Below are 14,568 nucleotides of genomic sequence, written 5' to 3'. Positions count from 1 at the left end.
TGCTCTACGTGTCGCACCGTATGGAAGAAGTGTTCCGTATCTGCGATGCGGTGACGGTGTTCAAGGACGGCCGCTACGTGCGTACTTTCGAGGACATGAGCACGCTGACTCACGACCAGTTGGTGACTTGCATGGTCGGTCGCGATATTCAGGACATCTACGATTACCGCCCGCGAGAGCAGGACGAGGTGGCGCTCAATGTCGAGGGCTTGCTCGGCCCCGGCCTGCGTGAGCCGGTGAGTTTCCAGGTACGCAAAGGCGAGATCCTCGGCCTGTTCGGGCTGGTGGGGGCAGGGCGCACAGAGCTCCTGCGCCTGCTCAGCGGCCTGGAACGCTCCAGCGCCGGCAGCCTGGCACTCTGTGGTGAACCGTTGCAGTTGCGTTCACCCCGCGACGCCATCGCCGCTGGCGTGCTGCTGTGCCCGGAGGACCGCAAGAAGGAAGGCATCATTCCGCTGTCCAGCGTGGCGGAAAATATCAACATCAGCGCCCGCAGCGCCCACGCCTCGTTCGGCTGGTTGCTGCGCGACGGCTGGGAGAAGGGCAACGCCGAGCGGCAGATCCAGGCCATGAAGGTCAAGACGCCGAATGCCGAGCAGAAAATCCTGTACCTGTCCGGCGGTAATCAGCAGAAAGCCATTCTTGGCCGCTGGTTGTCGATGCCGATGAAGGTCCTGCTGCTGGATGAACCCACCCGCGGTATCGACATCGGCGCCAAGTCGGAGATCTACCAGATCATCCATAACCTGGCGGTCAGCGGCATTGCGGTGATTGTGGTGTCCAGCGACCTGATGGAGGTGATGGGCATCTCTGACCGCATCCTGGTGATGAGTGAAGGCGCCTTGACCGGTGAGTTACCCCGCGCCCAAGCGGATGAAGCGCGCCTGCTGCAACTGGCGCTGCCACAGTCGCGGGCTTGAACAAGAATAAGAGGGTTTGGCTATGTCTGAGGTAAAAACAGCAAAGGGCTTCTGGCCAGGTTTCAATCAGCGCAAATTTCTCGATGATTGGGTGATGCTGTTGGCGGCGCTGGGCATTTTTGTGCTCAGCGCGGTGTTCATCGATAACTTCCTGTCTCCGTTGAACATGCGCGGCCTCGGTCTGGCGATTTCCACCGTGGGTATCGCCGCCTGCACCATGCTGTTCTGCCTGGCGTCGGGGCACTTCGACTTGTCGGTGGGTTCGGTGATCGCCTGTGCCGGGGTGGTGGCGGGCATCGTGATGCGCGACACCGACAGCGTGGCACTCGGCGTGTCGGCAGCCTTGGCCATGGGCCTGGTGGTAGGGCTGATCAACGGCATTGTGATCGCCAAGCTGCGCATCAACGCGTTGATTGCCACCTTGGCGACCATGCAGATCGTGCGCGGACTGGCCTACATCTTCTCCAACGGCAAGGCGGTGGGGGTGATGAATGAAGGGTTCTTCGTGTTCGGCAACGGCCAGCTGCTGGGCGTGCCGGTGCCGATCATCATCACCGTGCTGTGCTTTGTGTTCTTTGGCTGGTTGCTCAATTACACCACCTACGGGCGCAACACCATGGCCATTGGCGGCAACCAGGAAGCCGCGTTACTCGCGGGGGTGAATGTCGATCGCACCAAGATCATTATCTTTGCCGTGCACGGTTTGATCGGCGCCTTGGCCGGGGTGATCCTCGCGTCACGCATGACCTCGGGCCAGCCGATGATTGGCCAGGGGTTCGAGCTGACCGTGATTTCGGCCTGTGTGCTGGGCGGTGTGTCCTTGAGCGGCGGCATTGGCATGATCCGCCATGTGATTGCCGGGGTATTGATTCTGGCGATCATCGAGAATGCGATGAACCTGAAGAACATCGATACCTTTTATCAATATGTGATTCGTGGCTCGATCCTCTTGCTGGCCGTCATCATCGACCGCATGAAGCAACGCTGATGTTCGCCCTGTGAAGATCAAACTGTGGGAGCTGGCTTGCCTGCGATAGCGGTGTGTCAGCCAGCCCATCTTTAATTGACCCACCGCCATCGCAGGCAAGCCAGCTCCCACCTTGGATCTTCTGTGTTCAGGAGGGCGGTATTTGCCATAATGCCCCCGCTTTCATACTTATAGGCCCGATATGCAGGAAAACGCCCCCACCCCCGTCAAAGACGCCGCCCCCACCGGCACCCAGACCCTGTTGCGCGGCTTGGGGGTGGTGCAAGCGGTGGCGGCTGGTGCGCGGGATCTCAAGGAGATCGCCCGGCGCATCGGCACCACGCGCAGCACGACGCACCGCCTGGCCAGTTGCCTGGTGGACGAGCGTTACCTGCGTGTGGTGCCCCAGGTCGGTTATCTGCTGGGGCCCAAGCTGATCGAGTTAGGGTTCCAGGCCCGTGAAGAGTTGCCCTTGGTGAACCTGGCGGTGCCCTACCTGGATGAATTGTCGGCGCTGACCGGCGATACCATTCACCTGGCGATTCGTGAGTACGACGAGGTGCTTTACCTGCACAAGAACCCCGGCCGCAATGGGCCGGAAATGCGCTCGCGGGTCGGCCATCGCATGCCGTTGGCGCGCACCGGTATCGGCAAGGCGTTGATGCTGGATGACTCGCCGCAGGAGTGGCAGCGCTTGTACGAGGCGAGCTTGCCGACGGCGGGCAAAAGCCTGCAATGGCCGCAGCACCCGGAGCAATCCTGGGCGCAGCTCGAACAACGCATGCATGAGTATGTCGAGGGTGGCTACGCGTTTGACCTCGAAGACAACGAGCCTTCGATCCGCTGCGTGGCCGCACCGGTGCGCGATGCCAGCGGGCGCATCGTCGCCGGCATCAGCATCGCCAGTACGGTGCCCTACATGCCGCTGGAGAAAATGGCCGAGCTGATTCCTGTGATCAAACAGGTCGCAGCCCGGCTGTCAGCGGAGTTGGGCGCCAAGGCCTGATCAGGCTTTGAGGCTTGCCATGTCGATGACAAAGCGGTACTTCACATCACCGGCAATCATGCGTGCGTAAGCTTCGTTGATCTGCCGGATGTCGAGCATCTCGATGTCGCAGGTGATGTTGTGCTCGGCGCAGAAATCCAGGACTTCCTGGGTTTCGGCAATGCCGCCGATCAGCGAGCCGGCCAAGACTTTACGGCCCAATACCAGCTTGGCGGCGTTGACGGGCGGGTCCACCGGCTCGATCAGGCCGACCAGGATATGCACGCCGTCAAAGCGCAGCACATCGAGGTAGGGGTTCAGGTCGTGCTGCACCGGGATGGTGTCGAGCAGGAAGTCGAAGTGCCCGGCAGCAGCTTTCATCTGCTCGGCATCAGTGGACACGATCACATGGTCGGCGCCCTGGCGACGGCCTTCCTCGGCCTTGCTCGCCGAACGCGTGAACAGCGTCACTTCGGCACCCATGGCCTTGGCGAACTTGATGCCCATGTGGCCCAGACCGCCCATGCCGAGAATCCCGACTTTATCGCCGGCTTTCACGCCGTAGTGCTTGAGCGGCGAGTAAGTGGTGATACCTGCACACAGGATCGGCGCAGCGCTGGCCAGGTCGAGCTTGGCCGGGATCTTCACCACGAAATGTTCGCTGACCACGATGCTGTCGGAGTAACCGCCCATGGTGTTGCTGCCATCCACGCGGTCCGGCGTGGCATAGGTCATGGTCGGGCCTTCGAGGCAGTATTGCTCAAGGTCCGATTGGCAGGCTTCGCAGTGACGGCACGAGTCCACCATGCAGCCTACGCCCACCAGGTCGCCGACTTTATGGGCAGTCACATTGGCGCCGATGGCGGTGACCTTGCCGACAATTTCGTGGCCCGGCATCAACGGGTACACGGCGATGCCCCACTCGTTGCGAGCCTGGTGGATATCGGAGTGGCACACGCCGCAGTAGAGAATCTCGATGGCCACGTCATCGACGCGCGGGCTGCGGCGTTCAAATGACATCGGGGCGAGGGGCGTGGTGGCCGACTGGGCGGCGTAACCGATGGCGGTGTACATAGTAAACCTCACAAAAGCTTGGACTGCAGAGGTGGCGAATTCTGCGCGTCGGCCTGGGGGCGCGAACATGGCAAATGCTCCGAGTCTCATGCCTATTCGTCCGGCAGTGCCTGAGGTTTGGATATATTGGCCGCCAGACCTGCGATGATGCTGTCATCCCTTATTCGCGAAGTTTTTTGCCATGCTGTTGACCCGCCATTTGGACGCCAATGCCACGCTGGTTGCCTTGATCGAAGGGCTCACGCCCCGCGACGGTTTTTCCCCGACTCACTTGCCCGGTGTGCAGGTGCTGCGCGCCAGTTGCGATGTGGCGCGTGGGCCGCAGATCTATGAGCCAAGCCTGATGTTCGTGGCCCAGGGCAGCAAAGTCGCCTACCTTGGCCCGCGCACGCTGGAGTATGGCGCCGGGCATTACCTGATCCAGGCGATGCCGGTGCCGTTCGAATGCGAGACCTTTGCCATGGCCCCCGAGGCGCCGCTGTATGGCGTGACGGTAGGCATCGACCGCGTGGTGTTGGGCGAGTTGGTGATTGCCATGGGCATGCAGGCCGGGCCACCGCCGACCGCGCAGACCTTGGAATCGATGAGTTCGGTGGTGCTGGACGATGCGATGCGCGGCTGCGTCGAGCGGTTGTTGCAGTGCCTGCACGATCCGCTGGAAAGCCGGATCATGGGCCCGGCGCGGGTGCGCGAATTGTTGTTCACCGCCTTGCGTGGGCCTCAGGCGGATGTGTTGCGTGCGCTGGTGGAACAACAGGGGCAGTTTTCGCGCATCGCCACCTCATTGAATCACCTGCATGCCCATTACGCCGAGCCGCTGAATATCGAGACGTTGGCCGGATTTGCGCACATGAGTGCCTCGACCTTTCATGAGCATTTCAAACGCTGCACCTTGTTGTCACCGGTGCAGTACCTCAAGCGCTTGCGGTTATTGAAGGCCCAGCAGTTGCTGCTGGTGGAAGGCATGAGTGTGGCGCAGGCGGCGCACAAGGTGGGGTACCAGAGTACGTCGCAGTTCAGCCGGGAGTACAAACGCTATTTCCTGCGCAACCCAGGTGAAGAGCGGGCCGCCTGACACCACAAGGTCATTGTGGGAGCTGGCTTGCCTGCGATAGCGGCGGGTCAGCCATACATTTGGCACCTGAAGGCCGCCATCGCAGGCAAGCCAGCTCCCACATTTTTTTCGATGTCGCCCACAAAAAAGGCTCCCATCTCGGGAGCCTTTTTGGGTTAAGCGAACGACTTACATATTCGGGTAAGTCGGCCCACCCGCACCTTCCGGTGTCACCCAGGTGATGTTCTGCGAAGGGTCCTTGATGTCACAGGTCTTGCAGTGCACGCAGTTCTGGGCGTTGATCTGGAAGCGCTTCTCGCCGTCTTCCTTGGTCACCACTTCATACACGCCAGCCGGGCAGTAGCGCTGCGCCGGTTCATCGTAGAGCGGCAGGTTGGTGCCGATCGGGATGCTTGGGTCTTTGAGCTTCAAGTGGCACGGCTGCTCTTCTTCATGGTTGGTGCCAGAGATGAACACCGAGCTCAGCTTGTCGAAGCTCAACTTGCCGTCGGGTTTGGGGTAGTCGATCTTCTGGCTGTCTTTGGCCAGCTTCAGGCAGGCGTAGTCCGGCTTGGTGTCGTGCAGGGTGAAAGGGATCTTGCCGCCGAAAATGTTCTGGTCGAGCCAGTTGAAACCGCCGCCAATGATCGCGCCGAACTTGTGCACGGCCGGGCCGAAATTGCGGCTGGCGAACAGTTCCTCATACAGCCAGCTGGCTTTGAAGCTGTCGACATACGCGGTCAGTTCGTCGCCGCCCTCGGATTCGGCAAACAGGCGGTCGGCCACGGCGTCGGCGGCGAGCATGCCGGACTTCATCGCGGTATGGCTGCCTTTGATCTTGGCGAAGTTCAGGGTGCCCAGATCGCAACCGATCAGCGCGCCACCCTTGAAGACCATCTTCGGCAGCGAATTCAGGCCGCCTTTGCAGATCGCGCGGGCGCCGTAGCTGACCCGCTTGCCGCCTTCCAGGTACTGGGCCAGCACCGGGTGGTGCTTGAGGCGCTGGAACTCATCGAACGGCGACAGGAAGGTGTTGCTGTAGGACAGGTCGACGATCAGGCCGACCACCACCTGGTTGTTTTCCAGGTGATAGAGGAACGAGCCACCGGTGTTCTCGTTACCCATGATGTCCAGCGGCCAACCGGCGGTGTGCACCACCAGGCCCGGCTGGTGCTTGGCTGGGTCGATTTCCCAGATTTCCTTCAGACCGATGCCGTAGTGCTGGGCGTCGGCGTCGCTGTCCAGGTTGAAGCGCTGGATCAGTTGCTTACCGATGTGGCCACGGCAGCCTTCGGCGAACAGCGTGTACTTGCCACGCAGTTCCATGCCCGGGGTGTACAGGCCGTCTTTTGGCTTGCCTTCACGGTCAACGCCAAGGTCGCCGGTGATGATGCCGCGTACCACGCCGTTCTCGTCGAACAGCGCTTCCTGGGCGGCGAAGCCTGGGTAGATTTCCACGCCCAGGTTCTCGGCCTGCTGGGCCAGCCAGCGGCACAGGTTGCCCAGGGAAATGATGTAGTTGCCTTCGTTGTGCATGGTCTTGGGCACAAAGAAGTCGGGCACCTTGGTGGAGGCTTCCGGGCTGCGCAGTACATAGATGTCATCGCGCACCACCGGGGTGTTGAGCGGGGCGCCGAGTGCTTTCCAGTCCGGGAACAATTCATTCAGGGCACGGGGTTCAAACACGGCACCGGAGAGGATGTGGGCGCCGACTTCGGAGCCTTTCTCGACCACGCAGACGCTGATTTCCTTACCGGCTTCGGCGGCCTTCTGCTTCAGTCGGCAGGCGGCAGACAGGCCAGCCGGGCCAGCGCCGACGATGACCACGTCGAATTCCATGTATTCGCGTTCCACAGGCTATCTCCTACTCAAGGCTCAACAGGCTTTTTTTTCTAATGGGTGGAGGTTCGGTGTAGTTCTGCGCGAAGGCAGCACCCACCTGTCTCTCTAGGTGGCGCATTATATATAGACCACTGACAGCGTCCAATACAAACGTTTGTTTGAATTGCCTGCAGCCTAGATAAATCAAAGCAACGGGGCTTATGACTGACCATTTTGCCGTATTGACCAGAATAGGCGTTCCGGTCAAGATACGGTCGGTTTTGCGCTTCCCGTAGGCAGACTGCAGGTTTCAAGAGCACGTCCAAAGACAGGCTGAAGGCAATAAAGGTGATGCGCCCCCCAACGTTGGAGCGCAGTTTACACGCCGCGATAAAGAATGACCTCTCAGTCACCACTGACGAACGGTCGTCATTTCCCGTGTGCAAGGCCACTGCCGAGGTCTTTGGAGGTGCCCTTGTGTGCCGATGAGCATCAACCGCCAGGTTCGCCTAGGCGACTTTCTTTTCACCGGAGAGTAACGAGGAATCCATGAAGGTTCTTGTAGCTGTCAAACGCGTTGTCGATTACAACGTGAAAGTTCGCGTCAAGGCGGACAATTCCGGCGTCGACCTTGCTAACGTCAAGATGTCGATGAACCCTTTCTGCGAAATCGCTGTGGAAGAAGCCGTACGCCTGAAAGAGAAAGGCGTGGCGACGGAAATCGTCGTGGTGTCCATCGGGCCGACCACTGCCCAAGAGCAGTTGCGTACCGCTTTGGCCCTGGGCGCCGACCGCGCCATTCTGGTGGAGTCTGCTGAAGAGCTGACCTCCCTGGCCGTTGCCAAACTGCTCAAGGCCGTTGTCGACAAGGAACAGCCTCAGCTGGTGATCCTGGGCAAACAAGCCATCGACAGCGACAACAATCAGACTGGCCAGATGCTGGCTGCACTGACCGGTTACGGCCAGGGCACCTTCGCTTCGAAAGTCGAAGTGAGCGGCGACAGCGTTGCGGTTACCCGTGAAATCGACGGCGGCGCGCAGACGGTTTCCCTGAAACTGCCGGCCATCGTCACCACCGACCTGCGTTTGAACGAGCCGCGTTATGCGTCCCTGCCAAACATCATGAAAGCCAAGAAGAAGCCTCTGGAGACGCTGACTCCGGACGCTTTGGGCGTTTCCACCGCCTCTACCAACAAGACCGTCAAAGTCGAAGCGCCGGCTGCACGCAGCGCGGGCATCAAGGTCAAGTCGGTGGCTGAACTGGTCGAGAAACTGAAAAACGAAGCGAAGGTAATCTAATCATGACTATCTTGGTAATCGCTGAACACGACAACAAGGTACTGGCCCCGGCCACCCTGAACACCGTGGCCGCTGCCGCTAAAATCGGTGGGGACATCCACGTCCTGGTAGCAGGGCAGGGCGCTGGCGCCGTGGTTGAAGCCGCTGCGAAAATCGCAGGCGTGAGCAAAGTCCTGAACGCTGACAATGCCGCTTATGCGCATCAGCTGCCGGAAAACGTTGCACCGCTGGTCGCCGAGCTTGGCGCTGGCTACAGCCACATCCTGGCCGCCGCTACCTCCAACGGCAAAAACATCCTGCCACGCGTTGCCGCGCAGCTGGACGTTGACCAGATCTCCGAGATCATCTCGGTAGAAAGCGCCGACACCTTCAAGCGCCCGATCTACGCCGGTAACGCCATCGCTACCGTGCAGTCCAACGCCTCGGTCAAGGTCATCACCGTGCGCGCCACCGGTTTCGACCCGGTTGCTGCCGAAGGTGGCTCGGCTGCCGTTGAAGCCGTCTCCGCTGCCCACGACGCTGGCACTTCCAGCTTTGTCGGCGAAGAGCTGGCCAAGTCGGACCGTCCTGAACTGACCGCTGCCAAGATCGTCGTTTCCGGCGGTCGTGGCATGCAGAACGGTGACAACTTCAAACACCTGTACGCCCTGGCCGACAAGCTGGGTGCTGCGGTCGGCGCTTCCCGCGCTGCTGTCGACGCAGGCTTTGTACCCAACGACATGCAGGTCGGCCAGACCGGCAAGATCGTTGCGCCACAGCTGTACATCGCCGTCGGTATCTCCGGCGCTATCCAGCACTTGGCCGGTATGAAAGATTCCAAGGTGATCGTTGCGATCAACAAGGACGAAGAAGCGCCGATCTTCCAGGTAGCCGATTATGGCCTGGTGGCGGACTTGTTCGAAGCCGTACCTGAATTGGAGAAGCTGGTCTAATCCAGCCGCTTCACTTATAAAGAGCCCGGTCTTATGACCGGGTTTTTTTTTACTGATCGGGAGAGTCTTGCCATGGAACTGCGCCCCTGGGCCTTACTGCTGGGCCTTACGCTGCTGCCGAGCCTGACGCTCGCCGCCGGCAAGTGCGAGCGCCTGGTAATCACCGGCAGCCCGGACGCACCGCCTTTGCTCTGGCGCGACCCTCAGGACCCTACGCACCTGATCGGCGCGACCGCTGACGTGCTGCAACAAGTGGGCAAGGACCTCGGGCTGAAAATCGACCTGCTCTACGGTGGCAAACGCTCCCTGGCCCTGGATGAAGCGCGTAGCGGGCGCATGGACATTCTCGCCGACGCACCGCTGAATCTGGGTGAGCTGGACCACTTCGACTACATCCATCCGGCGCTGATGCAGACCGACTACCTGGTATGGACGCGCAAGGATTCAGCCGTGGTCTATTCCACCGCCGCCGATTTGCACGGCCACAAAGGCGCAGTTTCGGAACGTGCGCGTTTGAGCGCGGAGTTCGAAACCTTCGCCAGCCAGCAACTCAACCTGCAACGCCTGCCCAATTTGACGCCGGCTTTCCAGAAACTGTTGCTCGGTGAAGTGGACTACGTGCTGGCTGGGCGCTATTCCGGCATGGCCATGGCCCAGACCCTGGGCATGAGTAATGACCTGGTGGCCCATGAGGTGCCTGTCGACCAGCCTGGCCTGTACCTGGCGATTTCCCACAACTCGGCCTGCAATGATCCTTGGCTTCGCGGACAGCTGACGAAAAAGATGACAGAATTGCCCGCCTCCGGTGCCGCTCAAGCCGCGCTGCAGCGCAATCTGGAGCGTTGGAAAGCGCAACTGCAACAACCTGTCGGCACCCCAACAAAGTAGGGATTTACAGTGATTTTTCGAGCTCTTTTCGCGGCCCTTGCCGTTGTCGCGCTGGCGGGATGCGCAACCGATCCTGCGCCGATCGAACAAATGCGCCTGACCCAGCAAGCCTTGGAACAAGCCACCGCGGTCGGGGCCAACACCGATGAATCCCCCGAACTGAAGCTGGCCGAAGAAAAATTCGCCCGGGCCAAGGGCAACATGGCCGACCAATCCTACAAGCGAGCGCGGATGCGCGCCGAGCAGGCTGAGCTGGACGCACGCCTGGCCGAAGCCAAAGTGCTGACCGGCAAGAGCCAGGAACAATTGAACGTGCTCAATACCCGTATCACTCGCCTGCGTAAGCAACTGCAGTTGGGAGACGCACAATGAGCCCGATGATCCGTAGTTTGAGCTGTGTACTGCTGCTGGGCGGCGCGGCCTTGGGCGGCTGTGCCAGCCAACCCACGAGCGAGCAGGCGTTGCAGCAGGCCGGCGATGACTTTCAAAAGGTCAAGGAAGACGCCAACGTACTGCGCTTCGCCCCCAAGGACGTGATCCGCGCCGGCGAGTCCCTGGCCCGCGCCGATCGCCTGTCCAGCTACTGGGGCAGCGGCGCGGATGTGGTGCATTACGCTTACCTGAGCCAGCGTTACAGCGCCATCGCCCGAGAGCACACCCAGCAGGGCCTGAATGCCGAGCGCGGCACCCAACTGGAGTTGGAACGTCAGCGCCTGCAACTGGCCTTGCGCGAAAACAAGCTGGCCAGCGTGCAACAGCAGGGCAAGTGGGTTGAAGCGCAAATCGCCAGCCTCACCACCCAGACCGACCGTGGCCTGGTGATGACCCTGGGGGACGTACTGTTCGACACCGGCGAAGCTGAACTGCAGAACTCGGCCAACCGCACGGTGCTCAAGATCGTGCAATTCCTGCAACTGAACCCCAAGCGTCGGGTGCGCATCGAGGGCTACACCGACAACACCGGTGGCGAGCAGGAAAACCTGAAACTGTCCCGCGACCGTGCTCAATCGGTGGCCGATCTGTTGATGGACCTGGGTATTGATGACAAGCGCATCGAGGTCGAAGGCTATGGCGACCAATACCCGGTGGAAGCCAATGCCTCCGAGCGTGGTCGTGCACAGAATCGCCGAGTGGAAATTGTGTTCTCTGACGAGAAGGGCCAATTGGGCGCAGTACGCTAAAGTCTGACGCAGATCCAAATTGTGGGAGCGGGCTTGCCCGCGAATGCGGTGGCTCAGTACCGAATGTACTGATTGACACACCGCTTTCGCGGGCAAGCCCGCTCCCACATTTCGTTTCGGCGATGCCCACCCCAGCTCCCCCGCAGTTTTTACTGTCACTCCCGCCCGCGCTCGACTATTGTGGCAACTGTCCCCGTACACTTCTAAACTGTGCCGGTATGTTTCACACAAAAATAAAATACCCGTGAAATCGAGTGCTGCGTCATGACCAATCTGTTGCTTTACCAACGTATTGCCCAGCAACTGGCTGAGGACATCCGGCGCGGTGTCTACCAACCGGGGGAGCGCGTGCCGTCGGTGCGCAAGATGAGTTCCCAGCTCAATGTGAGCCATGCCACGGTGCTGCAGGCCTACGCCAACCTGGAAGACCAGGGGCTGATCCGGGCGCGGCCGCAGTCGGGCTATTACGTGCACCAGACGCCAGCACTCACGGCGCCTACGCCTGATATCGCACGGGTCGAGCGCCCAGGGTTGGTCACCCGTAGCAGTATCATCCAGCAGGTGCTGGTCGAGTCGCGCCGCGAAGGGGTGTTTCCCTTGGGCGCGGCGGTGCCGAGTGTCGACTACCTGCCGGTGCGGGCACTGCATCAGCAGTTGGCCAAGGTCACGCGTTTCCAGAGCCCACGGGCCTTCAGCTACATGTTCAGCCCTGGCTTTGAACCATTGCGGCGCCAGGTGGCGATCCGTATGCGCGATGCGGGCGTGGTGGTGGACCCTTCCGAAGTGGTGATCACCCACGGCTGTGTCGATGCATTGCAAATGTCGTTGCGCGTGCTGACGCGCCCTGGCGACCTGATCGCGGCTGAATCACCCACCTATTACGGCCTGCTGCAATTGGCTGATCTGCTGGGCCTCAAGGTGATCGAGATCCCCAGCGACCCCGCCACAGGCATGAGCCTGGAAGCCCTGCAACTGGCCGCCAACCAATGGTCGATCAAGGCGCTGGTGTTGACCACGCGCCTGAGTAATCCGCTGGGCGGCACCATGCCGGAGGAGCGGCAGAAACAGTTGCTGCGCCTGGCCTCGGACTTCGATATCCAGATCGTCGAAGATGACATTTACGGCGAGTTGATGTTCGAACTCGGCCGCACCAAAGCCCTGAAGGCCTACGACCGCCTCGACCGGGTAATCTATTGCTCAAGCTTTTCCAAGACCTTGTCGCCGGGCGTGCGCATTGGTTGGATGATTGCCGGCAAGTACCAGCAGGAAATCCAGCGCCTGCAGATGTTCAGCACGCATTCTGCTTGCAGCGTCACGCAGATGGGCGTCGCGGCCTATCTGGAAAACGGTGGCTACGACCGTCATTTGCGCTACATCCGCCAGGAATACCGCAAGAACCTCAGTGCCTTCCAATTGGCGGTGCAGCAGTATTTCCCCGAAGGCACCCAAATGACCCGCCCGACCGGCGGCTTTATCTTGTGGGTCAGTTTGCCGGGGCGGGTCAATACTCAGGAACTGCATGTGCGTGCCCTGCAACAAGGCATCAGCATTGCGCCAGGGCTGATTTTCAGTAATACCGAACAGTTCAACCACTGTATTCGCCTCAATTGCGGCACGCCGTGGAACCGCGAGGCGGAGAGGGCGTTGATGACCCTGGGAATGCTTGCCAGCCAGCTGTGCCAGGAGGCCGCAGCGGGTTTTTGAGGCGAGCAAAAGGGCACAAGACTGATCTGTGCCCTTGTCATGCCGCGCACAACAAGCGAGCATATGGCCTTCTGCCGTTAATGCTGTTGGCGATATGACTTCTATTTTTCGCGTTACGTTGATGCTTGGTCTGCTGAGCCTGTGCAATGCCGGGAGCGTACTGGCTGCAGCGCCGGTGGCTGAAGGCAAGCCTGCTGTCGGTGCCGAGCAAAAGACCTCAGCCAAGCAGCCAGCGCCTGCGAAAAAAGCCCCCGCCGCACAAAAGAAAGCCGCCTCGACCAAAAAGCGTGCACCCGTGGCGAGCAAGTCCAAGTCGGCCCATGAAGTCGCCCAGACCAAACTGCCACCGGCACAGTTGGACCTGTCCCTGCCTTCGGACATGGTCAGGCACTTGCAACCCATCGGTACCATGCCCAAGCCCAAGAGTGTGCCCTTGCTGCCGCCAATGTTTGGCGAAAAGCCCACCGACAACAGCGCGTTCCAGATCAACGGCCGCTTGCTCAGCAATGAGATGAAGCTGCAACTGCGTAACGAAGAGCGCCGTGATGTTGAAGGCGCTGCGCTGGATTTCGAATTCAAGCAATAAACTTTCGCACCACAGGTGACCCAGGTCGCCGACCATCTGTCGCAGACTGGTCGGTCACTTTTGTTTTGTGCGAAAAACCCCTGTTGGGCCATTTTAAAACGTCTGTTTAAGGGCGTACTCTAGCCCGGCCATCCCTATTGAGTCGTCGAGGACCTGCTGGTCATGAAATGCCGTGAAGGCTGTGGCGCATGCTGCATTGCCCCCTCCATCAGTTCACCGTTGCCGGGAATGCCCCATGGCAAGCCCGCTGGCGTTCGCTGCGTGCACTTGTCGGTGGAACAACTGTGCCAGTTGTTCGGTCAACCGCAGCGGCCAGCCGTATGCAGTGATTTCAAGCCCGATATTGAGGTGTGCGGCAATGACCAGGCCGATGCCATTCGCCTGATCGGTTGGTGGGAACAGATGACGGCGGCTTGATGGGCTTTACTATCGGAACTTCAACAATAAGGAATACAACGATGGGTTCGCTGAAACGAGTGGCTGTACTGTGCGGTTTTACGCTGTTGTTGGCGGCTACTGCCCAGGCTGAGGATTGGCAAGTCGCCAAGGACGAAGACGGTATCAAGGTCTCCCTGAGCGAGGTTGCCGGTTCCAAGTACAAGGCGTATCGCGGTGTGACGGTGATCAAGGCGCCTTTGGCCAAGGTCCAGGCGCTGCAGGAAGATGTGGTCGGTGCTTGCGCATGGATCCATGAATGCAAATCCCAGCAACTCGTCGACAAGAAAGGCGACGAGGCCTGGACCTACACCCAGTTCAAGGCCCCGTTCCCCGTGACGGACCGCGACTCGTACATCCACGTCACCACCACCAAAGCCGCTGACGGCACCGTCACGCGCAAACTGGAAGGTGTGCCGACCTACAAGCCAGAAGCAAAAGGCTACGTGCGGGTTGCCCAGGTGGACGGTTTCTGGAAACTGGTGCCAAAGGGCGATAACCAGACCGAAGTCACCTACCAGGTACACACCGAGCCAGGCGGCAGCGTACCTTCGTGGCTGGCCAACAAGTTCGTGGTGGAAGCGCCGTTCAATACCTTGAAAGCCTTGAAAGAACACGCTGAAAAATAAGTGCAGTTGATCCGGTGCCTCCGGGCTTGAGCGGAACGTTTTGCGCGCCGCCAAGGTCCAGATACTTGTAAGCCCACCTATGGGTTTTATCGA

General features: G+C 60.1%; 15 protein-coding genes. 13 read left to right on the top strand and 2 right to left on the bottom strand.

Going from position 1 to position 14,568, the window contains the following annotated elements:
• The 3 genes from JMV15_RS16010 to JMV15_RS16000 all read left to right on the top strand — a co-directional run.
• On the top strand, positions 1-920 hold a 920-nt coding region (locus JMV15_RS16010; RefSeq protein WP_201491754.1), incomplete at its 5' end, for an ATP-binding cassette domain-containing protein.
• A 22-nt stretch (positions 921-942) separates the two neighbouring features.
• A complete protein-coding gene (gene araH / locus JMV15_RS16005) occupies positions 943-1,908 on the top strand; it encodes an L-arabinose ABC transporter permease AraH (RefSeq protein WP_014719542.1) in 966 nt (321 codons plus the stop codon).
• A 181-nt stretch (positions 1,909-2,089) separates the two neighbouring features.
• On the top strand, positions 2,090-2,893 hold the full coding sequence (locus JMV15_RS16000; RefSeq protein ID WP_019820600.1) for an IclR family transcriptional regulator: 804 nt from the start codon (positions 2,090-2,092) through the stop codon (positions 2,891-2,893).
• Here JMV15_RS16000 and JMV15_RS15995 read toward each other — a convergent pair whose 3' ends face one another.
• Complete coding sequence (locus JMV15_RS15995; RefSeq protein ID WP_133633152.1) at positions 2,894-3,946, bottom strand: NAD(P)-dependent alcohol dehydrogenase; 1,053 nt, start codon at positions 3,944-3,946, stop codon at positions 2,894-2,896.
• Positions 3,947-4,127: 181 nt separating this feature from the next.
• Between JMV15_RS15995 and JMV15_RS15990 the strand changes: the two genes are divergently transcribed.
• On the top strand, positions 4,128-5,021 hold the full coding sequence (locus tag JMV15_RS15990) for an AraC family transcriptional regulator (protein WP_003193483.1): 894 nt from the start codon (positions 4,128-4,130) through the stop codon (positions 5,019-5,021).
• Positions 5,022-5,189: 168 nt separating this feature from the next.
• Here the strand turns inward: JMV15_RS15990 and JMV15_RS15985 are convergent, their stop codons facing one another.
• Positions 5,190-6,854, bottom strand: coding sequence for an electron transfer flavoprotein-ubiquinone oxidoreductase (locus tag JMV15_RS15985; protein ID WP_020301874.1), 1,665 nt, complete (start codon positions 6,852-6,854; stop codon positions 5,190-5,192).
• A gap of 516 nt (positions 6,855-7,370) precedes the next feature.
• On the opposite strand from JMV15_RS15985, the gene JMV15_RS15980 reads away from it, so the two are divergent.
• The 9 genes from JMV15_RS15980 to JMV15_RS15940 all read left to right on the top strand — a co-directional run bounded on the left by JMV15_RS15980 (position 7,371) and on the right by JMV15_RS15940 (position 14,475).
• Positions 7,371-8,120 carry an electron transfer flavoprotein subunit beta/FixA family protein gene (locus tag JMV15_RS15980; protein WP_014719538.1) on the top strand — a complete coding sequence of 250 codons (750 nt, stop codon included), beginning with the start codon at positions 7,371-7,373 and terminating at the stop codon, positions 8,118-8,120.
• Positions 8,121-8,122: 2 nt separating this feature from the next.
• A complete protein-coding gene (locus JMV15_RS15975; protein WP_014719537.1) occupies positions 8,123-9,052 on the top strand; it encodes an electron transfer flavoprotein subunit alpha/FixB family protein in 930 nt (309 codons plus the stop codon).
• A 72-nt stretch (positions 9,053-9,124) separates the two neighbouring features.
• Positions 9,125-9,940 (top strand): substrate-binding periplasmic protein, encoded by an 816-nt coding sequence (locus JMV15_RS15970; protein ID WP_058410706.1) that lies wholly within the window; start codon positions 9,125-9,127, stop codon positions 9,938-9,940.
• A 9-nt stretch (positions 9,941-9,949) separates the two neighbouring features.
• On the top strand, positions 9,950-10,312 hold the full coding sequence (locus JMV15_RS15965) for a DUF4398 domain-containing protein (RefSeq protein ID WP_014719535.1): 363 nt from the start codon (positions 9,950-9,952) through the stop codon (positions 10,310-10,312).
• Positions 10,309-11,121: an OmpA family protein gene (locus JMV15_RS15960; protein ID WP_014719534.1), complete on the top strand. Its 813-nt coding sequence runs from the start codon at positions 10,309-10,311 to the stop codon at positions 11,119-11,121. The genes JMV15_RS15965 and JMV15_RS15960 overlap by 4 nt, the downstream gene beginning before the upstream one ends.
• A gap of 264 nt (positions 11,122-11,385) precedes the next feature.
• Positions 11,386-12,825, top strand: a complete 1,440-nt coding sequence (locus JMV15_RS15955) for an aminotransferase-like domain-containing protein (protein WP_003193472.1) — start codon at positions 11,386-11,388, stop codon at positions 12,823-12,825.
• Positions 12,826-12,919: 94 nt separating this feature from the next.
• The gene (locus JMV15_RS15950; RefSeq protein WP_014719533.1) at positions 12,920-13,411 is read left to right on the top strand and encodes a hypothetical protein; all 492 of its coding nucleotides are present in this window, start codon (positions 12,920-12,922) and stop codon (positions 13,409-13,411) included.
• Between the two features lie 162 nt (positions 13,412-13,573).
• Complete coding sequence (locus JMV15_RS15945; protein WP_014719532.1) at positions 13,574-13,828, top strand: YkgJ family cysteine cluster protein; 255 nt, start codon at positions 13,574-13,576, stop codon at positions 13,826-13,828.
• 41 nt (positions 13,829-13,869) lie between these two features.
• On the top strand, positions 13,870-14,475 hold the full coding sequence (locus JMV15_RS15940; RefSeq protein WP_058410707.1) for an START domain-containing protein: 606 nt from the start codon (positions 13,870-13,872) through the stop codon (positions 14,473-14,475).
• Positions 14,476-14,568 lie beyond the last annotated feature (93 nt).

Source organism: Pseudomonas paracarnis, from assembly GCF_904063055.1.
In the GTDB taxonomy this organism is placed as follows: domain Bacteria; phylum Pseudomonadota; class Gammaproteobacteria; order Pseudomonadales; family Pseudomonadaceae; genus Aquipseudomonas; species Aquipseudomonas paracarnis.
This window is presented reverse-complemented; position numbering and strand designations above follow the sequence as displayed.